21 protein-coding genes are annotated in these 19772 nt (G+C 53.5%); 12 read left to right on the plus strand and 9 right to left on the minus strand.

The window, feature by feature from the left end; translation table 11 throughout:
* The first annotated feature begins 38 nt into the window (after positions 1 to 38).
* The 10 genes from fabZ to AC1MDE_RS12785 all read left to right on the plus strand — a co-directional run bounded on the left by fabZ (position 39) and on the right by AC1MDE_RS12785 (position 12165).
* Positions 39 to 494: a 3-hydroxyacyl-ACP dehydratase FabZ gene (fabZ, locus tag AC1MDE_RS12740; RefSeq protein ID WP_013507953.1), complete on the plus strand. Its 456-nt coding sequence runs from the start codon at positions 39 to 41 to the stop codon at positions 492 to 494.
* A gap of 3 nt (positions 495 to 497) precedes the next feature.
* Positions 498 to 1286, plus strand: coding sequence for an acyl-ACP--UDP-N-acetylglucosamine O-acyltransferase (lpxA, locus tag AC1MDE_RS12745; RefSeq protein ID WP_034829465.1), 789 nt, complete (start codon positions 498 to 500; stop codon positions 1284 to 1286).
* Positions 1287 to 1289: 3 nt separating this feature from the next.
* Complete coding sequence (gene lpxB, locus AC1MDE_RS12750) at positions 1290 to 2438, plus strand: lipid-A-disaccharide synthase (RefSeq protein ID WP_480344586.1); 1149 nt, start codon at positions 1290 to 1292, stop codon at positions 2436 to 2438.
* Positions 2431 to 3057, plus strand: coding sequence for a ribonuclease HII (gene rnhB, locus AC1MDE_RS12755; protein WP_058962061.1), 627 nt, complete (start codon positions 2431 to 2433; stop codon positions 3055 to 3057). Before lpxB ends, rnhB begins: the two co-directional genes overlap by 8 nt.
* A gap of 31 nt (positions 3058 to 3088) precedes the next feature.
* The gene (dnaE, locus tag AC1MDE_RS12760; RefSeq protein WP_058962060.1) at positions 3089 to 6571 is read left to right on the plus strand and encodes a DNA polymerase III subunit alpha; all 3483 of its coding nucleotides are present in this window, start codon (positions 3089 to 3091) and stop codon (positions 6569 to 6571) included.
* A 12-nt stretch (positions 6572 to 6583) separates the two neighbouring features.
* Complete coding sequence (gene accA / locus AC1MDE_RS12765; RefSeq protein ID WP_034829454.1) at positions 6584 to 7543, plus strand: acetyl-CoA carboxylase carboxyl transferase subunit alpha; 960 nt, start codon at positions 6584 to 6586, stop codon at positions 7541 to 7543.
* 331 nt (positions 7544 to 7874) lie between these two features.
* Entirely contained in the window at positions 7875 to 10025 is a 2151-nt protein-coding gene (locus AC1MDE_RS12770) for a lysine decarboxylase LdcC (protein ID WP_058962059.1), read from the plus strand.
* Positions 10026 to 10097: 72 nt separating this feature from the next.
* Positions 10098 to 10487 (plus strand): VOC family protein, encoded by a 390-nt coding sequence (locus tag AC1MDE_RS12775; protein WP_058962058.1) that lies wholly within the window; start codon positions 10098 to 10100, stop codon positions 10485 to 10487.
* A 53-nt stretch (positions 10488 to 10540) separates the two neighbouring features.
* On the plus strand, positions 10541 to 11842 hold the full coding sequence (gene tilS / locus AC1MDE_RS12780) for a tRNA lysidine(34) synthetase TilS (RefSeq protein ID WP_182057906.1): 1302 nt from the start codon (positions 10541 to 10543) through the stop codon (positions 11840 to 11842).
* 14 nt (positions 11843 to 11856) lie between these two features.
* Entirely contained in the window at positions 11857 to 12165 is a 309-nt protein-coding gene (locus AC1MDE_RS12785) for a c-type cytochrome (protein ID WP_034829444.1), read from the plus strand.
* A gap of 40 nt (positions 12166 to 12205) precedes the next feature.
* On the opposite strand, the gene rof is transcribed toward AC1MDE_RS12785, so the two are convergent.
* Together rof and AC1MDE_RS12795 are read right to left on the minus strand one after the other, a co-directional pair.
* Complete coding sequence (rof, locus tag AC1MDE_RS12790; RefSeq protein ID WP_038648888.1) at positions 12206 to 12469, minus strand: Rho-binding antiterminator; 264 nt, start codon at positions 12467 to 12469, stop codon at positions 12206 to 12208.
* Entirely contained in the window at positions 12456 to 12656 is a 201-nt protein-coding gene (locus AC1MDE_RS12795; RefSeq protein ID WP_013507964.1) for a YaeP family protein, read from the minus strand. The genes rof and AC1MDE_RS12795 overlap by 14 nt, the downstream gene beginning before the upstream one ends.
* Positions 12657 to 12872: 216 nt before the next feature.
* Here AC1MDE_RS12795 and arfB point away from each other — a divergent pair, with 216 nt between their 5' ends.
* Positions 12873 to 13283 carry an alternative ribosome rescue aminoacyl-tRNA hydrolase ArfB gene (gene arfB, locus AC1MDE_RS12800; protein ID WP_480344587.1) on the plus strand — a complete coding sequence of 137 codons (411 nt, stop codon included), beginning with the start codon at positions 12873 to 12875 and terminating at the stop codon, positions 13281 to 13283.
* Positions 13284 to 13313: 30 nt separating this feature from the next.
* Here arfB and proS read toward each other — a convergent pair whose 3' ends face one another.
* From proS to metN, 6 genes are all read right to left on the minus strand, one after another.
* Positions 13314 to 15032, minus strand: a complete 1719-nt coding sequence (proS, locus tag AC1MDE_RS12805; RefSeq protein WP_097118395.1) for a proline--tRNA ligase — start codon at positions 15030 to 15032, stop codon at positions 13314 to 13316.
* A 90-nt stretch (positions 15033 to 15122) separates the two neighbouring features.
* Positions 15123 to 15827, minus strand: a complete 705-nt coding sequence (gene tsaA, locus AC1MDE_RS12810) for a tRNA (N6-threonylcarbamoyladenosine(37)-N6)-methyltransferase TrmO (RefSeq protein ID WP_480344588.1) — start codon at positions 15825 to 15827, stop codon at positions 15123 to 15125.
* Complete coding sequence (rcsF, locus tag AC1MDE_RS12815) at positions 15824 to 16225, minus strand: Rcs stress response system protein RcsF (protein ID WP_058962053.1); 402 nt, start codon at positions 16223 to 16225, stop codon at positions 15824 to 15826. Before rcsF ends, tsaA begins: the two co-directional genes overlap by 4 nt.
* Before the next feature lie 115 nt (positions 16226 to 16340).
* Positions 16341 to 17156 (minus strand): MetQ/NlpA family lipoprotein, encoded by an 816-nt coding sequence (locus tag AC1MDE_RS12820; RefSeq protein WP_034829430.1) that lies wholly within the window; start codon positions 17154 to 17156, stop codon positions 16341 to 16343.
* A 37-nt stretch (positions 17157 to 17193) separates the two neighbouring features.
* Positions 17194 to 17847, minus strand: coding sequence for a methionine ABC transporter permease MetI (locus AC1MDE_RS12825; protein ID WP_479401138.1), 654 nt, complete (start codon positions 17845 to 17847; stop codon positions 17194 to 17196).
* Positions 17840 to 18871 (minus strand): methionine ABC transporter ATP-binding protein MetN, encoded by a 1032-nt coding sequence (metN, locus tag AC1MDE_RS12830; protein WP_058962051.1) that lies wholly within the window; start codon positions 18869 to 18871, stop codon positions 17840 to 17842. The genes AC1MDE_RS12825 and metN overlap by 8 nt, the downstream gene beginning before the upstream one ends.
* Positions 18872 to 19059: 188 nt before the next feature.
* On the opposite strand from metN, the gene gmhB reads away from it, so the two are divergent.
* Complete coding sequence (gene gmhB, locus AC1MDE_RS12835) at positions 19060 to 19620, plus strand: D-glycero-beta-D-manno-heptose 1,7-bisphosphate 7-phosphatase (protein WP_058962050.1); 561 nt, start codon at positions 19060 to 19062, stop codon at positions 19618 to 19620.
* Here gmhB and AC1MDE_RS12840 read toward each other — a convergent pair.
* Positions 19588 to 19772, minus strand: a 185-nt coding sequence (locus tag AC1MDE_RS12840; RefSeq protein WP_211729111.1) for a hypothetical protein, incomplete at its 5' end; no start/stop codon positions are given. The two genes, gmhB and AC1MDE_RS12840, sit on opposite strands and share 33 nt — an antisense overlap.

Raw genomic sequence — 19772 nt, forward strand, 5'->3', positions numbered from 1 at the left:
ATTATTGCCATCAGATTTTTTAGGACAGGAAGAGTATTTTGACAACTGAAACGCATACTCTGAAAATCGAAGAGATTTTAGAACTGCTGCCGCACCGCTATCCGTTCTTGCTGGTTGACCGCGTGCTGGAATTTGAAGAGCATAAATATCTGCGTGCGGTGAAGAACGTTTCTGTTAATGAACCGTTTTTCCAGGGACACTTTCCTGGTAAGCCGATTTTCCCAGGCGTTCTGATTCTGGAAGCAATGGCGCAGGCAACCGGTATTCTGGCGTTCAAAAGCGTTGGAAAACTGGAACCCGGCGAGCTGTACTACTTCGCCGGTATCGACGAAGCCCGCTTCAAACGTCCAGTGGTACCGGGCGATCAGATGATCATGGAAGTGACCTTCGAGAAAACTCGTCGTGGTCTGACGCGCTTCAAAGGCGTGGCAACTGTAGACGGCAAGATTGTCTGTGAAGCGACCATGATGTGTGCCCGTAGCCGGGAGGCATAATTAGTGATTGATTCAACCGCCAATATTCATCCCAGTTCCGTTATTGAAGAAGGTGCCGTCATCGGCGCCAATGTTCACATCGGCCCGTTCTGCTTTGTCGGCGCTAACGTGGAAATTGGTGAAGGTACGGTGCTCAAATCGCACGTGGTGGTGAACGGCCACACGCGTATCGGCAAAGACAATCAGATCTATCAGTTTGCTTCGATTGGTGAAGTGAACCAGGACCTGAAATATGCCGGTGAACCGACCCGTGTTGAAATCGGCGATCGCAACCGCATCCGCGAGAGTGTGACTATTCACCGTGGCACTACGCAGGGTGGCAACCTCACTAAAGTCGGCAGTGATAACCTGCTGATGGTCAATGCGCATATCGCGCATGATTGCGTCATTGGTAACCGTTGCATCTTTGCCAACAACGCCACGCTGGGTGGCCATGTCACCGTGGATGATTTCGCGATTATCGGCGGGATGACGGCAGTCCACCAGTGGTGCACCATTGGTGCACACGTGATGGTTGGCGGTTGTTCAGGCGTCGCGCAGGATGTCCCACCGTACGTTATTGCGCAGGGCAACCACGCGACCCCGTTCGGTATCAACATCGAAGGCCTCAAACGCCGTGGCTTTAGCAAAGAAGCACTGCACGCGATTCGCAATGCGTACAAACTGCTGTATCGCAGTGGTAAAACGCTGGATGAAGTGAAACCAGAGATTGAAGAGCTGGCAAAACAACACAGCGAAGTGCAGCCTTTCTATGACTTCTTTGCCCGTTCGACGCGTGGATTGATTCGTTAATCCATGTCAGTGCGTCCCTTAACGATTGCCCTGGTCGCCGGAGAAACCTCCGGCGATATTCTTGGTGCAGGTCTTATCCGTGCGCTCAAAGCGCGTCATCCCGATGCCCGCTTTGTCGGCGTTGCCGGTCCGCTGATGCAGGCCGAAGGCTGTGAAGTCTGGTATGAGATGGAAGAGCTGGCGGTGATGGGCATTGTTGAAGTGCTCGGCCGCTTGCGCCGCTTGCTGAAAATTCGCAAGGATTTAACGCAGCGCTTTACCGAACTCAAGCCGGATGTGTTTGTTGGCATCGATGCGCCAGATTTCAATATCACATTGGAAGGCAGCCTGAAGCGCGCAGGAATTCGCACCATTCATTACGTCAGTCCTTCCGTCTGGGCGTGGCGACAAAAACGCGTGTTCAAGATTGGCCGCAATACCAACCTGGTATTGGCGTTTCTGCCGTTTGAAAAAGCGTTTTACGATCGATTCAACGTACCTTGCCGCTTTATCGGCCACACCATGGCAGATGACATGCCGCTGCAGCCAGACAAATCTGCGGCGCGACGTGAGTTAGGCATCGCGGAGGATGCGATCTGTCTGGGCTTGCTGCCGGGTAGCCGTGGTGCAGAAGTGGAAATGCTGAGTGCGGATTTCTTGCGTGCGGCGCAGTTATTGCGTCAGCGTTATCCCGCGCTGGAAATCGTGGTGCCGCTGGTCAATGCCAAACGCCGCGAACAGTTTGAACAGATTAAAGCTGAAGTGGCACCCGAGCTACCGATGCATTTGCTGGATGGCAAAGGCCGCCAGGCGCTGATCGCCAGCGATGCGGCGATTCTCGCATCCGGCACTGCTGCGCTGGAGTGCATGCTGGCGAAGTGTCCGATGGTGGTCGGTTACCGCATGAAACCCTTTACCTTCTGGCTGGCGAAGCGTTTGGTGAAAACGCCGTATGTTTCACTGCCCAATCTGCTGGCGGGTCGGGAGTTGGTCAAAGAGCTGTTGCAGGAAGAGTGCCAGCCAGAGGCACTGGCGGCTGCGCTGGAACCTCTGTTGCATGCCGGACCAGAGCGCGATGACCTGCTGAACACCTTCAACGAGTTGCATCAACAGATTCGCTGGAATGCTGATGAGCAAGCCGCGGACGCCGTACTGGAGATTGCCAATGACTGAGTTTATCTACCCAAACGCACAGCGCATTGCTGGCGTGGATGAAGTGGGGCGAGGTCCGCTGGTAGGCGCCGTTGTCACCGCAGCAGTCATCCTCGACCCCGCGAATCCGATTAAAGGGCTGGCCGACTCAAAGAAGCTTTCCGAAAAGCGTCGGCTGGCGCTGTATGACGAGATCAAAGAGAAAGCGCTAGCCTGGAGCCTCGGCCGGGCGGAGCCTGAAGAGATCGACCAACTCAACATTCTGCACGCCACTATGCTGGCGATGCAGCGTGCGGTAGCGGGTCTGCCTGTTACGCCTGATTTTGTGTTGATCGATGGCAACCGTTGTCCGGCATTGCCCATGCCATCGCGGGCGGTGGTGAAGGGCGATAGCCTGGTACAAGAGATCAGTGCAGCCTCGATCATCGCGAAAGTTACGCGCGATCGTGAAATGGCCGAGCTGGATCTGTTGTTCCCGGAATATGGATTTGCCCAGCACAAAGGCTACCCAACTGCGTTGCATATGGAAAAATTGACGCAGTTTGGTGCCACGCCACATCATCGCCGCAGCTTTGCCCCGGTGCGAAATGCCCTGATTGATGCTGATGTGCTGGCCGCGCGTCAGCCGACTGCGCTTTAATAGCCTGACGCTGTTTTAATCGGAAACTGATATGGCTGAACCTCGTTTTATACATCTGCGCGTACACAGCGACTATTCGATGGTCGATGGCCTGGCGAAAACTAAGCCATTGGTCAAGAAGGCGGCTGCGCTGGGTATGCCGGCGATTGCGATTACCGATTACATCAACCTTTGCGGGTTGGTGCGTTTTTACGGCAGTGCGCACGATGCAGGCATCAAACCGATTATTGGTGCGGATTTCCACGTCGCCAGCGAGTTGATGGGCGATGAGCTGACACAACTCACGGTCCTTGCCGCCAACAACACCGGTTATCAGAACCTTACGTTGTTAATTTCGCGTGCCTATCAGCGTGGATATGGCATTGCCGGACCGATTATTGACCGTGACTGGCTGGTCGAACTGGGTGAAGGCATCATTCTGCTCTCCGGTGGACGCAAGGGCGATGTTGGCCGCAGTCTACTACGCGGCAACAGTGCGCTGGTGTCGCAGTGCCTCAGTTTCTATCAGGAACATTTCCCTAATCGTTATTACCTCGAGCTGACGCGTACCGGACGCGCCGATGAAGAGGCTTATCTGCATGCCGCCGTTGAGTTAGCGATTGCCGAAGGTGTGCCGGTGGTGGCTACCAACGAAGTCTGTTTCCTCAACGAAGAAGATTTTGACGCCCATGAAATTCGCGTGGCGATTCATGATGGCTTCACGCTGGACGACCCAAAACGCCCACGTCATTACAGTCCTCAGCAATATATGCGCAGCGAAGAGGAGATGTGCGAGCTGTTCTCGGACATCCCGGAAGCGCTGGAAAACAGCGTAGAGATTGCTAAGCGTTGTAACGTCACGGTACGCCTGGGTGAATACTTCCTGCCGCAATTCCCCACCGGGGAAATGACGACTGAAGATTTCCTCGTCATGAAGTCTCGTGAAGGGCTGGAAGAGCGTCTGGAATTCCTGTTCCCGGATGACAAGGTGCGTGCAGAGAAGCGGCCAGAATATGATGAACGTCTTGAGATTGAACTCAACGTTATCAATCAGATGGGCTTCCCAGGCTACTTCCTGATCGTGATGGAGTTTATCCAGTGGTCGAAGGATAACGGTATCCCGGTTGGGCCGGGCCGTGGCTCGGGTGCTGGTTCTCTGGTCGCGTATGCGCTGAAAATCACTGACCTCGACCCGCTGGAATTTGACCTGCTGTTCGAACGTTTCCTTAACCCGGAACGTGTCTCCATGCCCGACTTCGACGTCGATTTCTGCATGGAAAAGCGCGATCAGGTGATCGATCACGTTGCCGAGATGTATGGGCGCGAAGCGGTTTCGCAAATCATCACCTTCGGTACCATGGCGGCGAAAGCGGTTATCCGCGACGTAGGACGTGTGCTGGGGCATCCGTATGGCTTTGTGGATCGCATCTCCAAATTGATCCCGCCGGATCCCGGCATGACGCTGGAAAAAGCCTTTGAAGCGGAACCGCAGCTGCCGGAAATCTACGAGGCAGATGAAGAGGTCAAAGCGCTGATCGATATGGCGCGCAAGCTGGAAGGTGTCACACGTAACGCCGGTAAACACGCCGGTGGGGTGGTTATCGCACCGACCAAAATCACTGATTTTGCGCCGCTTTACTGTGATGAGAATGGCCAATTCCCGGTAACCCAGTTTGATAAAAATGATGTGGAATACGCCGGCCTGGTGAAGTTTGACTTCCTCGGCTTGCGCACGCTGACCATCATTGACTGGGCGCTGAAGATGATTAACCCGCGCCGCGCCAAAGAAGGGTTGGAGCCGATTGATATCGCCGCCATCCCGCTGGATGACAAGAAAAGCTTCGATATGCTGCAGCGCTCGGAAACCACAGCGGTTTTCCAGCTTGAATCACGCGGCATGAAAGATCTGATCAAGCGTCTGAAGCCGGACTGCTTTGAAGATATGATCGCACTGGTGGCCCTGTTCCGCCCGGGACCGCTGCAATCGGGCATGGTTGATAACTTCATTGACCGTAAGCACGGCCGTGAAGAAATTTCGTACCCGGATATTCAGTGGCAGCACGAAACCCTGAAGCCGGTACTGGAACCCACCTACGGCATCATCCTGTATCAGGAACAGGTGATGCAGATCGCTCAGGTGCTGTCGGGTTATACCCTGGGTGGCGCGGATATGCTGCGCCGTGCAATGGGTAAAAAGAAACCCGAAGAGATGGCTAAACAACGTTCGGTGTTCCAGGACGGTGCAGAAAGCATGGGTGTTGACGGTGAACTCTCGATGAAGATCTTCGATCTGGTAGAGAAGTTTGCGGGTTATGGCTTTAACAAGTCGCACTCGGCAGCCTATGCTTTAGTGTCTTATCAGACGCTGTGGCTGAAAGCGCACTACCCGGCAGAATTTATGGCAGCGGTAATGACCGCCGATATGGACAACACCGAGAAGGTCGTTGGCCTGGTGGATGAGTGCTGGCGCATGGGCCTGAAAGTGCTGCCGCCCGATATCAACTCTGGCTTGTATCCGTTCCATGTGAATGATGAAGGCGAAATCGTCTATGGTATCGGCGCCATTAAAGGCGTGGGTGAAGGGCCGATTGAAGCCATCATCGAAGCACGTAATGAAGGCGGCTACTTCAAAGAGTTGTTTGATCTCTGCGCTCGCACCGATACGAAAAAGATTAACCGTCGTGTGATGGAAAAGCTGATCATGTCGGGAGCTTTTGATCGCCTCGGTCCGCATCGTGCAGCCTTGATGAGCGCGCTCAGCGATGCATTGAAAGCTGCGGATCAGCACGCAAAAGCGGAAGCGACCGGACAAGCAGATATGTTTGGCGTGCTGGCCGAAGAGCCTGAACAGGTGGAGAAGTCATACACCAACATCACGCCATGGCCGGAACAGATTCAACTGGACGGTGAGCGTGAGACGTTGGGTTTGTATCTCACCGGCCACCCAATTAATCAGTATCTTAAAGAAATTGATCGCTACGTTGGCGGTATGCGCCTGAAGGACATGCATCCGACGGATCGTGGTAAAGTAACCATCGCGGCGGGGCTGGTGATTGCCGCTCGCGTGATGGTCACGAAACGCGGCAACCGAATTGGTATTTGTACTCTCGACGATCGCTCTGGTCGTCTGGAAGTGATGTTATTTACCGATGCGTTAGATAAATACCAGCAGTTGCTGGAGAAAGACCGTATCCTGATCGTCAGTGGACAGGTCAGCTTTGATGACTTTAGCGGTGGCCTTAAAATGACCGCTCGAGAAGTGATGGACATCGACGAAGCGCGGGAAAAATACGCGCGCGGACTTGCTATCTCGCTGACGGACAGGCAAATTGATGACCAGCTTTTAAACCGTCTCCGCCAGTCTCTGGAGCCTCATCGCTCCGGGACCATTCCGGTGCATCTCTATTATCAGAGAGCAGATGCGCGGGCGAAGCTGCGCTTTGGTGCAGCGTGGCGTATTTCGCCCAGCGATCGTTTACTCAACGATTTGCGGTCGTTAGTAGGATCGGAGCAGGTGGAACTGGAGTTTGACTAAAACAGGAACATTATGAGTCTTAATTACCTGGATTTTGAACAGCCAATCGCAGAACTGGAAGCGAAAATCGACTCGCTGAAGTCAATTGGCCGTTCGGATGAGAAACACGATATTAATCTGGATGAAGAAGTGCAGCGTCTGCGCGAAAAAAGCGTTGAGCTGACCCGTAAAATCTTCTCCGATTTAGGTGCATGGCAGGTTGCGCAGCTCGCGCGTCACCCGCTGCGCCCTTACACGCTGGACTATGTCCGCAACGCGTTTGATGATTTCGATGAGTTGGCTGGCGACCGCGCTTATGCCGATGACAAAGCGATTGTCGGCGGTATTGCCCGTCTTGATGGTCGTCCGGTGATGGTCATTGGCCATCAGAAAGGCCGTGAAACCAAAGAGAAAATCCGTCGTAACTTCGGTATGCCAGCACCAGAAGGCTATCGTAAAGCGCTGCGACTGATGGAAATGGCTGAACGCTTCAAAATGCCACTGATCACTTTCATCGACACCCCGGGTGCATACCCTGGTGTGGGCGCCGAAGAGCGTGGACAATCTGAAGCCATCGCACGCAACCTGCGTGAAATGTCAGGTCTGAAAATTCCGGTGATCTGCACCGTGATTGGCGAAGGCGGTTCCGGTGGTGCGCTGGCAATTGGCGTGGGCGACAAAGTGAACATGCTGCAGTACAGCACCTACTCGGTGATTTCACCGGAAGGCTGCGCGTCAATCCTGTGGAAAAGCGCCGATAAAGCGCCATTGGCTGCGGAAGCGATGGGCATCACCGCCGATCGCCTGAAAGAGCTGAAGCTGATCGACTCGATCATCCCTGAACCATTGGGCGGCGCGCATCGTCAACCAGTGGATATGGCGGCAAGCTTGAAAAAGCAACTGCTGGCGGATCTGGCGGATCTCGACGTGCTGAGCACGGAAGAGCTGCTTAACCGTCGTTATCAGCGCCTGATGAGCTATGGCTACGCGTAAGCTGGCTTGCTCATGAAGAAAAGCGGACTCCGGTCCGCTTTTTTTATGCCCGCGAATTACTGAGCGAGATCGTTCAGACGGCTATGCATTGGGCAGCCATGAAGCTCTAACCGGCCAGAGAAGGCCAGCCCGAAGAGCAAAGCGTCCGGGCCATGGACGGCCCGGTCGATCTGCATGGATGCGTTGTTCCTTTGCGATCGGGCTGGCCTTTTCTGGCCCTCGCACCCAATTGACAGCAATCCCCCCTGAACAACAACACCGCATTCCAGAACATTCACCTCTCACTTTTCGCTATCCTTATTCAGTGCCATAACACCACAGGAGGTGAGCATTGAATATTATCGCGATCATGGGACCGCACGGCGCGTTCTACAAAGATGAACCGATTCGTGAACTGGACGCAGCCCTCAAGCTGCAAGGGTTCCAGACCGTCTATCCCAACAATGCCAGCGACCTGCTGAAACTGATAGAACACAACCCGCGTATCTGCGGCGTGGTTTTTGACTGGGACGATTACAGTCTGGCGCTGTGCAGCGACATCAACCAGCTCAACGAATATCTGCCGCTGTATGCCTTTATTAACACCCATTCGCAGATGGATGTCAGCATTAACGAAATGCGCATGGCGCTGCAATTCTTTGAGTACGCGCTCAATGCCGCTGACGACATCGCATTGCACATTCGGCAGTACACCGATGAGTACATCGATAAAATCATGCCGCCGCTCACCAAGGCGCTGTTCACCTATGTGAAAGAGGGCAAATACACCTTCTGTACGCCGGGCCACATGGGCGGCACCGCCTTCCAGAAAAGCCCGGTGGGCAGCCTGTTCTATGACTTCTTTGGTGCAAACACGCTCAAGGCGGATGTCTCCATCTCCGTCACCGAACTGGGGTCTCTGCTCGATCACACCGGCCCGCACCTCGAAGCTGAAGAGTATGTGGCGCGTACTTTTGGTGCTGAACAGAGCTATATGGTGACCAATGGCACCTCAACCTCGAACAAAATTGTTGGGATGTACGCTGCACCCGCAGGAAGTACGGTGCTGATTGACCGTAACTGCCACAAATCACTCACCCATTTGCTGATGATGAGCGACATCATCCCGATTTGGCTCAAGCCGACGCGTAATGCGCTGGGCATTTTAGGGGGGATCCCGCAGCGGGAATTCACACGCGACAGCATTCAGCAGAAAGTTAATCAGACACCACGCGCCAGTTGGCCGGTGCATGCCGTCATCACCAACTCCACTTACGATGGCCTGTTGTATAACACCCAGTACATCAAAGAGACGCTGGATGTGCCGTCGATTCATTTCGATTCGGCTTGGGTGCCGTATACCAACTTTCATCCCATCTACAGCGGCAAAAGTGGTATGAGCGGGGAGCGTATTCCCGGCAAGGTGATTTATGAAACGCAGTCGACGCACAAACTGCTGGCGGCGTTTTCGCAGGCCTCGCTGATTCACATCAAAGGTGATTACGACCACGACACCTTTAATGAAGCCTACATGATGCACACCACCACATCGCCGAGTTACGCGATTGTCTCATCGATTGAAACGGCGGCGGCGATGCTGCGCGGTAATCCGGGAAAGCGATTGATCAATCGCTCAGTTGAGCGCGCTTTGCATTTCCGTCGTGAGATTCAACGGCTGCGCGAAGAGTGTGATGGCTGGTTCTTCGATATCTGGCAGCCTGAGCAAGTGGATGAAGCCGAATGCTGGCCGATCCAGCCAGGCGAAGAGGACTGGCATGGATTCACCCATGCCGATCGTGATCACATGTACCTCGATCCGATCAAAGTCACCATCCTGACACCCGGAATGAGTGAATTGGGGAAAATGGCGGATGAAGGCATTCCGGCGGCGCTAGTGGCGAAGTTCCTCGATCAGCGCGGCGTGGTGGTAGAGAAGACCGGTCCGTACAATTTGCTGTTCCTGTTCAGCATCGGCATCGATAAAACCAAAGCCATGAGCGTGTTGCGTGGTCTGACTGAATTCAAACGCGCCTACGATCTTAATTTGCGGGTGAAAAACATGCTGCCGGATCTCTATGCCGAAGATCCCGATTTCTATCGTAATATGCGCATCCAGACATTGGCGCAGGGCATTCATAATCTGATTCGACAACACGATCTGCCACGCCTGATGCTTAAGGCTTTCGACGTTTTACCTGAATCAAAAATGACGCCGCATCAGGCCTTCCAGCGCCAGGTGCAGGGGCAAGTCGAAACCGTCGATATCCGTGAGTTAGTGGGCCGGGTCTCTGCCAACATGATTCTGCCTTATCCACCGGGCGTGCCGTTGGTGATGCCGGGCGAGATGATCACGGAGGAGAGTCGCGCGGTGCTCGATTTTCTGCTGATGCTCTGCACGATTGGACGTCACTATCCTGGATTTGAAACCGATATCCATGGTGCAACACTCACCGACGATGGGCGCTATCTGGTGCGCGTGCTCCGTGAGGAAAACAGCCGTTAACTTCGGACAATTGCCTCTTTTCAGCGCGCTACCGAGCACGTAGGCTTAGCGGCTGATTCTTTAGGAGCCGCTATGCTGCAGATAAAACAGATCCACCACATTGCCATTATTGCCACCGATTATCAGCGCAGTAAGGCGTTTTACTGTGACGTGTTAGGTTTTGATTTGCTGGGTGAGTATTACCGCGCCGAGCGTGATTCGTGGAAAGGCGATCTGGGACTGAACGGGGTTTATACCATCGAACTGTTCTCGTTCCCCTCGCCGCCGCCACGCGTCAGTGGGCCGGAAGCCTGCGGTCTGCGTCATCTGGCGTTTTGTGTTGATGATGTTGAACAGTCGATTGCCGCGTTGGCTGCGAAAGGCGTGGTGTGCGAACCCATCCGCATTGATGCCCTGACTGGCAAAGCGTGCACTTTCTTTCCGGATCCAGACGGTTTGCCGCTGGAGCTGTATCAAGCGTAAACTAGCCACCGCTGCGGGCCGCAATCAGGCGGTTCGCGTTGACGGATTACGCTATGTCCTTTTCCCATCTTGCTTCGTTACTGAAACCCGACGCCCGCTGTGTGCTGGCGTTCAGTGGCGGGTTGGATTCCACCGTACTGCTGCATCAGCTGGTGAGCTGGCAACGCCTGATGCCACAGCTGCAGGTGCGCGCGTTGCACGTCCATCATGGATTAAGCCCAAATGCGGAGCGCTGGGCGTCACATTGCCTGCAAATCTGTCAGCAGTGGCAGATTCCCTGCGAAGTGTTGCGCGTTCAGGTGGATGGTCGTGTAAAGGGCATTGAGGCGGCGGCCCGTGAAGCACGCTATCAGGCGTTATTGCAACAGCTGCAACCCGGTGAGCACTTACTTACGGCTCAGCACCTTGACGATCAGTGTGAAACGCTGTTGTTGGCGTTAAAAAGGGGCAGTGGTCCAGCAGGATTGGCGGCGATGCCCATCCAGCGTCAGGTGGGAAAACATTCGCACCTGCGCCCGTTGCTGGATATAAGTCGTCAGCAACTCGAAACCTATGCGACGGAGCACCGCTTACGCTGGATCGAGGATGAAAGTAACGCCGACAGCCGCTATGACCGTAATTTTCTTCGTCAGGACATTCTGCCGTTGCTGCAGACGCGCTGGCCACATTTTAGCGCCGCCAGCGCCCGCAGTGCCGCGTTGTGTGGTGAGCAGGAACAATTGCTGGATGAACTGCTGGCAGAACAGTTGGCCCAGCTCACTGATGAACAGGGCGCACTGCATTTTCCGCCATTGCTGACGATGAGCGAAGCGCGGCGCCATGCGCTTTTGCGTCGCTGGATTGCACAGCAGGGCGGCGCGATGCCTTCACGTGATGCCTTAAAACGTATCACCGATGAAGTGATGTGTAGCCGTGAAGATGCCAATCCCAGCCTGAGTTTTGCTGCCTTTACACTCCGCCGGTATCGACAGCGGCTGTATTGGCTTAACGCGCATGCATCGCTGAGTCAGCACTCGCTAACCTGGCATGATCGTGAACAACTGCTGCGGCTGCCCGAGAATTTAGGCGTATTACAGGCAAACCCGGCGATCGCCACCTTGCGTCATCCCACCGAGGACGAATCGATCAACGTTCGTTTTCAGGCCAGCGGCTATTATCATTTGCTGGGCCGCGCCGGAGGCCGCGAGATAAAAAAATTGTGGCAGGAATTAGGTGTGCCACCCTGGCAGCGGGAGCGTATCCCCTTGATTTACTACAACCAGACGCTGATCTGTGCACCGGGAATCTTTGTCACCCACGAAGGTGCGGCCAGTCATGAGCAAGGCTGGCAAGCGATCTGGTTACAACAACAATAAGATGGAGAGCAATGATGAAACACTGGATGGCGGCAGCATTGCTGGCCGCAGCGTTGCCGGCTTTTGCCGACGGCGATGTGAATGCAGGCGCGCAAAAAGCAGCAACCTGCCTGGCGTGTCATGGTGCGGAAGGGAAAAGTGCTGTGCCGCTTTATCCCAATCTTGCCGGGCAACATGCGCCTTACCTGCTGCACTCCTTGCAGGCATATAAAAAAGGGGAGCGTAGCGGTGGTCAGGCAGAAGTGATGAAAGCGTTTGTGGCAGGATTGAGCGATCAGGATATGGAAGATTTATCGGCGTATTACAGTTCGCTGAAGCCGTAAGCGAGGGGGGCGGGATAGCATTCCCGCCCGAATGTGGTAGTTATTCGTCTTCGCTAACGATGACGGTGCCCAGCTCGGGATGACTGAAGCTGGCGATATGGTCAAGACGCAGTTCGCGGGTTTCACCGGAGAGATCGACCGTCAGGTACTCCACGTTTTTACGTGAGACCATGTCAACGGCTTTCGCCTTAAGCTGATCGCCGTTTTTTAACTCCAAAGACAGCGTCCAATGTTTGGTGCAGGCGAGCTCGAGGCTATCGTAGTCATCGCAGTTGATGGGTTTGTAGGCTTCATTCGTCAACATAGTCGCTCACCAATAAGTTAGCAGCAGCATAAGCTGCTTGTTCCCTGACAGAAGAGTTTAGCGCAGAATTAGCGGCAATATCGTTGAGTGCGTTTAGCGCGCAACCTATCGCGTCTGGCACATACCCCAGGTCGCCACTGCCGATTTCGGCATACTTCTGGCGAACTAACTCACAATACTTTTGCACATACACCTCCTCAGCAGAGCTTAAATACTCTGGTTGATAAGCGACTATATCACAGGATTTTCATGGAAATCAGCCAGGGGAAGCCGCGATCTGTACAAAGAAAAGTGTAAAAGTGACACACAGCGCTGGCCTTAAGCAGGAAGGCGGCGCACAAAAGGTTAAGTTGATGAACAGGTTATTCCGCGACACAACATCGTTCTTAAAGGCAGGTGACAGATGATCGTGCTGTCGCGTTCAGTTTCACTTGCAGACAACGAGGTCGAGCTCAGTGCCATTCGTGCACAAGGTGCGGGCGGGCAGCATGTGAATAAAACGTCTACTGCTATCCATCTGCGTTTTGATATCCATGCCTCTTCGCTGCCACCCTTCTACAAGGAACGCCTATTGGCTGCGAGCCACCATTTGATTACGACAGAAGGCGTGGTGATCATCAAATCTCAGGAGTATCGCAGCCAGGAAATGAATCGCGAGGCGGCCCTGCAGCGGCTGATCAATCTGATTCGTGAGTTAACCACGGTGGAAAAAACCCGGCGGGCGACACGACCCACGCGTGCATCTAAAGAGCGGCGGCTCGAGGGGAAATCACGGCGCAGTAATGTGAAAGCGATGCGGGGAAAAGTGCAATGAAAAACGCCTCCAGCTGGAGGCGTTTTAGTCTTACTTGTTCAGCGCTTTTGCCAGGAACTCGACAATATCGTGCTGTTTGATCATTTGCTTCTCGCTGGATGAACGCGACTTGTACTCGATCTCTTCGTTATCGAGGTTACGGTCACCGATGACGATAGTATGTGGCACGCCAATCAGTTCCATATCAGCGAACATCACGCCTGGGCGCTCTTTGCGGTCATCCAGAATCACATCAATGCCTTTGGCACGCAGCTGGCTGTAAAGCTCTTCAGCCAACTCTTTCACACGGAAAGATTTCTGCATGTTCATTGGCAAAATCGCCACTTCGAACGGTGCCAGCGCGGCTGGCCAGATGATACCGCGTTCGTCATGGTTCTGCTCAATGGCCGCGGCGACAACACGGGTGATACCAATGCCGTAGCAACCCATGGTCATGATCTGGTTGCGGCCCTCTTCACCCTGTACTGCCGCTTTCATTGCGTCAGAGTACTTGGTACCCAGCTGGAAGATGTGACCGACTTCGATACCACGTTTGATTTGCAGCGTGCCTTTGCCATCCGGGCTTGGATCGCCTTCAACCACGTTACGGATATCTTCTACGCGCGCTTCTGGCAGATCGCGCAGCCAATTGATGCCGGCAAAGTGCTGACCATCAATGTTGGCGCCTGCAGAGAAATCGCTCATCTTGGCAACGGTGCGGTCAGCAATCACAGGCATGCTTAGACCAACCGGCCCGATAGAACCAAAACCTGCGCCAACGGCGGCGCGAATCGCTTCTTCACTGCCCATCTCCAGCGGAGAGGCAACGATATCCAGATGCTCGGCTTTGATTTCGTTGAGTTCATGATCGCCGCGAACCAACAAGGCAACCAGCGCATGGCCGCTCTCTTCCGCACCTTTCACAATCAGCGTTTTCACGGTTTTTTCTACCGGGATCTGATGTTGCTCGACCAGCTCAGCAATGGTTTTGGCATTTGGCGTCGCGAACTGCGTCATCGCCTGAGTCGCTGCCGGACGTTCGCCTGCTGGCGCCAGTGCTTCGGCTTTTTCGATGTTAGCGGCGTAATCGGATTCGCTGGAGAAGATCACATCATCTTCACCGCTCTGCGCCAGCACCTGGAATTCGTGAGAGCCGCTACCGCCAATCGAACCGGTATCCGCTTGCACCGCACGGAAATCCAGCCCCATACGGCTGAAGCTCTGGCTGTAAGCGCGATACATTGCATCATAGGTTTCCTGTAAGGATTCCTGTGAGGTGTGGAAGGAGTATGCATCTTTCATGATGAACTCACGTGAGCGCATCACACCAAAACGAGGGCGCACTTCGTCACGGAATTTGGTTTGGATTTGATACAGATTCAGCGGCAGTTGCTTGTACGAGCTCAGCTCGTTGCGGATCAAATCGGTGACCACTTCTTCGTGAGTTGGACCTAACACGAATGGACGCTCGTGGCGATCTTTAATGCGCAGCAGTTCTGGGCCGTACTGCTCCCAACGGCCGCTCTCTTCCCATAAATCGGCAGGCTGAACCACCGGCATGGAGATCTCAATCGCACCCGCGTTGTTCATCTCTTCGCGTACGATGTTTTCAACTTTTCGCAGCACGCGAACACCGGTCGGCAGCCAGGTATAAAGACCAGAAGCCAGTTTACGGATCATACCGGCGCGCAGCATCAGCTGGTGGCTGATCACTTCCGCATCGGATGGCGTCTCTTTCAGAGTAGAGAGCAGATATTGAGTAGTACGCATTGATTACGATTCCAGTTGTACGGAAGGACACGGACAAAAAATTTTCTGGCGGCTAGTGTACCAGCGAGATCATTCACTCAAAAGCTTGTTTTAGCGTGGATCGAGAGCGATCACTTCTGTGCCGATCTCATCGATACGCCAGCGCACGTTAAAGTCGAGTAGCCAGGCAGCATACTCACGATCTTCCGCTTCACCTTTACGGTAAGCGGGGCGGGGATCCTGCGCTAAAACGTCAGCGATAAAACGTGCCAGATGGGGATAGTTGTTCTGCTGCTGGATTTGGTTCTGCGCCAGAGCAGAGAAACGCACGGGCATGGTGGCATCCGGTGCGCTCTGCGCGAAGCCGGCGCGGGCATCGGGCAGGGCTTCAGCAAACGGCAGATAGGGTTTGATATCGACTACCGGTGTGCCATCGACTAAATCCAGACTACCGAGCTGAAGAATCACCTGCTGCTTTTCACATCGAATGCCTTTCAATTCGACCAGCGACATGCCGATGGGGTTAGGGCGAAAGGTGGATCGGGTGGCGAAGACTCCCATGCGTGCGTTGCCGCCTAAGCGAGGAGGGCGTACGGTTGGGCGCCAACCGCCTTCCATGGTCTGATGGAAAACAAACAGCACCCAAAGATGGCTGAAGGCTTCAAGCCCGCGCACCGCTTCTGGCTGATTATAAGGCGGCAGGAGATGCAGCTCGCCGCCGCCATCCTGAACTAGCCCAGGCTGGCGCGGTACGGCAAATTTTTCTTTCCACGGCGAACGAATGACGCCGATTTGCGCAAAGGCAAAATTACTCATTGATTGGAAACTTTCAGTGCTGAGCCCTGGCAAATCGCCTGACGATAACAGCCCGGCGTGCTGGTGACGATTTCGCATTTATGCAGCAATATCGCGTTTGCTTTCATCCCGGCTGCTTTAATCTGCAGACGCTTACGCGCGGTATTGATATTCGGTGGCGAATCCTGGCTGCTGCTTTGGCAATCATCGGCAGAGACTTCGCCCAGATCGCGGAACGGATTACTGACCAGATCGGTGGCATCGGTATAAATTTTTACCGGTGCAGGACGTGGAGCAGGCTTGCGTTCTGGTTCGCTGGATGATGGTTGCGGGCGGGCGGGAGCACTGCTTATTGGGTGATATTCACGGACACACCCGGTTAGCATCAATGCTAACAAGCAGAGCGGTAAAAAACGCATGGCAACATCCTCAGTAGTAAAAAGTGGCGTTATTGAAACAAGGACGGGATTAAATAACAAGTCAGCAAAAAGAAAGGGCGGCCGAAGCCGCCCTGGATGGCATCAAAGGCGAAAATTACCAGCCTTTAACTGCACCACCGTTGAAGATTTTGTTCGCGGCTTCAGAAACTTCATCAGACTGATATGCCTGAACAAATTTCTTCACGTTTTCCGCATCTTTATTATCTTCACGGCTGACGATCAGGTTCACGTAAGGAGAATCTTTATCTTCAACAAAGATGCCATCTTTCGCTGGGGTCAGACCAATCTGGCTGGCGTAAGTGGTGTTGATCACCGCCAGCGCAATCTGCTGATCGTCCAGTGAACGTGGAAGCTGTGGTGCTTCCAGCTCAACAATCTTCAGGTTTTTAGGGTTCTCAACGATATCCAGAGAGGTTGGCAGCAGGCCCACGCCATCTTTCAGTTTGATCAGGCCGACTTTCTGCAGCAGCAGCAGTGAACGACCAAGGTTGGTTGGATCGTTAGGAATCGCAACCTGTGCACCGTTTTGCAGTTCATCCAGTGATTTGATTTTCTTTGAATAGCCAGCAATCGGATAAACGAAGGTGTTACCCACTGGCACAAGCTTATAGCCACGGTCTTTGATCTGCTGATCCAGATAAGGCTTATGCTGGAAGGCGTTAACATCGATATCGCCTTTGCTTAATGCTTCGTTCGGCAGCACGTAATCGTTAAAGGTCACCAGCTCAACATCCAGACCGTATTTCTCTTTAGCGACCTTCACTGCGGTTTCAGCAACCTGCTGCTCAGCACCGACAATCACACCCACTTTGATGTGGTTTGGATCTTTAGCTTTCTGATCGCATCCTGCCAGCGCAATTGCGCCAATCAGAGCACCCACAGCGGCAATCTTTTTAAATGTGAAAGACATATCCCTTCCTTAATAGAGGACTATTGATGTTGTTTACTTATTTATGTGACACAGCACGGACAATGCGGTCGCCACAGAATTGAATGAGATACACCATAATAACCAGCAGAATCAGAACGGTATTCATCACTGTGGCGTTATAGCCAATGTAACCATACTGATAGCCAATCTGACCCAAGCCACCTGCGCCGACCGCGCCACCCATGGCGGAATAGCCGACCAGCGTAATCAGAGTAATTGTAGCGGCATTCACCAGACCCGGCAGGGCTTCTGGCAGCAGCACTTTACGTACGATCTGCAGGGGAGTCGCGCCCATCGCGCGTGAGGCTTCGATTAAACCGGTTGGCAACTCTAACAGCGCATTCTCGACCATACGCGCAATGAAAGGTGCGGCGCCAACTGTCAGTGGCACGATTGCAGCCTGCAAACCAATGGAAGTGCCGACAATCATGCGCGTGAAAGGAATCATCCACACCAGCAATATAATGAAGGGAATTGAGCGGAAGATATTCACCACCGCAGAGAGCACGCGATAGAGCGTGCCATTGGCCAGAATCTGTCCTGGGCGAGTGACATACAGCAGCACGCCGACGGGCAGGCCGAGTACAAAACCAAAGAAACCAGAGACGAAGGTCATCATCAGCGTTTCCCAGACGCCACGCGTCAGTAACCACAGCATCGCTTCAGACATAACCCAGTACCTCTACTTTCACATGATTTTCTTTCAGCCAGGCAATCGCTGCCTGTGTGTCTGTTTCACTGCCATCCATCTCGGCCAGCATGATGCCGAACTTCACGCCGCCGGCATAATCCATCTGGGCACTGATGATGTTGTTATTCACATTGAAGCGACGAGCAGCTTCTGACAGCAGCGGCGCATCTACTGATTTGCCGGTGAACTCCAGACGCAACAGCGGGACGCTTTCAGCCGAAGCTTGCGGCTGCATACGTTGCTGGTAATCGTCCGGGATATCCAGATGCAGCGTCGATTGAATAAACTGCTGAGCCAGTGGCGTTTTAGGATGTGAGAACACTTCACTGACGCTGTCTTTCTCGATCAGTTCACCATTGCTGATGACGGCAACCTGATCGCAGATGCGTTTCACCACATCCATCTCATGAGTGATCAGCAGAATAGTGATCCCCAGACGGCGGTTGATGTCTTTCAGTAACTCTAAGATGGAACGCGTGGTTGCTGGGTCGAGGGCGCTGGTGGCTTCGTCGCACAGCAAAACTTTTGGATTCGTGGCCAGCGCACGCGCAATCGCCACACGCTGTTTTTGTCCACCCGAAAGATTCGCAGGCCAGCTGTCGTGCTTGTCCGCCAGTCCAACTAACTCCAGCAGTTCCGTTACGCGGTTTTTGATCTGCTCACGAGACAGGTTGCCCAATTCGAGCGGCAGCGCAACGTTACCGGCTACGGTACGTGAGTTCATTAGATTGAAGTGCTGGAAAATCATGCCAATCTGACGGCGTGCCAGCGTCAGTTTTGAGGAGGACAGGGCAGTCAAATCCTGACCATCAACCAGAACGCGTCCTGATGTTGGACGCTCAAGCAAGTTAACGCAGCGGATCAGCGTACTTTTACCGGCACCGGAAGCACCGATGACGCCATAAATCTGTCCAGCAGGCACGTGCAGGCTGACGTTGGAAAGCGCCTGAATGGTGCGTGAACCTTGCTGGAACACTTTGGTAATGTTTTCGAGTTTAATCATTAGTTTAATAGTTATCGTGTTGCGTTGTCCGTGGTGTATCGGGTTTCACGCGATTGTGCTGCGTGAAATTTGGATGGATGTTAAGGCATCCAGACGGCTAAATCAATCGAAGTCATTCAATCTGCCGTTCTCTCTATATATGCAATCATGCGATACTGTGCGGCATTATTTGCAGCAGGAGTTTCTACGTGTCGAACAAAGTCCCCGCTATTTTCCTGGATCGTGATGGCACCCTGAATGTCGATCATGGTTATGTTCACGAAATCGATAATTTTGAATTCATCGATGGCACCATTGAAGCGTTACAGGCGCTAAAGAAGATGGGCTTCGCGCTGGTACTGGTGACTAATCAGTCCGGTATTGCGCGCGGCATGTTTACCGAAGACCAGTTTATGCAGCTTACCGAATGGATGGATTGGTCGCTGGCGGATCGTGATGTCGATCTTGATGGCATCTATTTCTGTCCTCATCTGCCAGATGCAACTGTAGAAGAGTATCGCCAGGTATGTGATTGCCGTAAGCCGCAGCCGGGTATGCTGCTCTCTGCGCAGAAGCATCTGAACATCGATATGACTGCTTCTTATATGGTAGGTGACAAAATAGAAGATATGCAGGCAGCAGCAGCAGCAGGTGTGGGCACGAAAGTGTTGGTGCGTACTGGTAAGCCGGTCACCGCTGAAGGCGAAAATGCAGCAGATTGGGTGCTTAACAGCCTGTCAGAGCTGCCTGGACGCATTAAAAAGGGCTGATTTAGGCGGTTTTGTGCAATTTTCAAGCGAACGAATAAAAACTTGAAAATTGCCCTTGCGCTTCCTCAGAACCTGCCTATAATGCGCCACCACTGAGACGGCAAAGCGGCAACGCAGACGGCTCAGCAGGGAGTGAAGAAATTCATCCCGCC

Source organism: Pantoea folii (assembly GCF_056678875.1).

Excerpts from the sequence above, each read along its gene's own strand:
- AC1MDE_RS12775 (WP_058962058.1), top strand. The coding sequence starts at position 10,098 with ATGCTGCAGATAAAACAGATCCACCACATTGCCATTATTGCCACCGAT.
- arfB (WP_480344587.1), top strand. The coding sequence starts at position 12,873 with ATGATCGTGCTGTCGCGTTCAGTTTCACTTGCAGACAACGAGGTCGAG.
- tilS (WP_182057906.1), top strand. The coding sequence starts at position 10,541 with ATGTCCTTTTCCCATCTTGCTTCGTTACTGAAACCCGACGCCCGCTGT.
- rnhB (WP_058962061.1), top strand. The coding sequence starts at position 2,431 with ATGACTGAGTTTATCTACCCAAACGCACAGCGCATTGCTGGCGTGGAT.
- AC1MDE_RS12785 (WP_034829444.1), top strand. The coding sequence starts at position 11,857 with ATGAAACACTGGATGGCGGCAGCATTGCTGGCCGCAGCGTTGCCGGCT.
- dnaE (WP_058962060.1), top strand. The coding sequence starts at position 3,089 with ATGGCTGAACCTCGTTTTATACATCTGCGCGTACACAGCGACTATTCG.
- rcsF (WP_058962053.1), bottom strand. The coding sequence starts at position 16,225 with ATGCGTTTTTTACCGCTCTGCTTGTTAGCATTGATGCTAACCGGGTGT.
- proS (WP_097118395.1), bottom strand. The coding sequence starts at position 15,032 with ATGCGTACTACTCAATATCTGCTCTCTACTCTGAAAGAGACGCCATCC.
- metN (WP_058962051.1), bottom strand. The coding sequence starts at position 18,871 with ATGATTAAACTCGAAAACATTACCAAAGTGTTCCAGCAAGGTTCACGC.
- AC1MDE_RS12820 (WP_034829430.1), bottom strand. The coding sequence starts at position 17,156 with ATGTCTTTCACATTTAAAAAGATTGCCGCTGTGGGTGCTCTGATTGGC.
- rof (WP_038648888.1), bottom strand. The coding sequence starts at position 12,469 with ATGTTGACGAATGAAGCCTACAAACCCATCAACTGCGATGACTACGAT.
- tsaA (WP_480344588.1), bottom strand. The coding sequence starts at position 15,827 with ATGAGTAATTTTGCCTTTGCGCAAATCGGCGTCATTCGTTCGCCGTGG.
- lpxB (WP_480344586.1), top strand. The coding sequence starts at position 1,290 with ATGTCAGTGCGTCCCTTAACGATTGCCCTGGTCGCCGGAGAAACCTCC.
- accA (WP_034829454.1), top strand. The coding sequence starts at position 6,584 with ATGAGTCTTAATTACCTGGATTTTGAACAGCCAATCGCAGAACTGGAA.
- AC1MDE_RS12825 (WP_479401138.1), bottom strand. The coding sequence starts at position 17,847 with ATGTCTGAAGCGATGCTGTGGTTACTGACGCGTGGCGTCTGGGAAACG.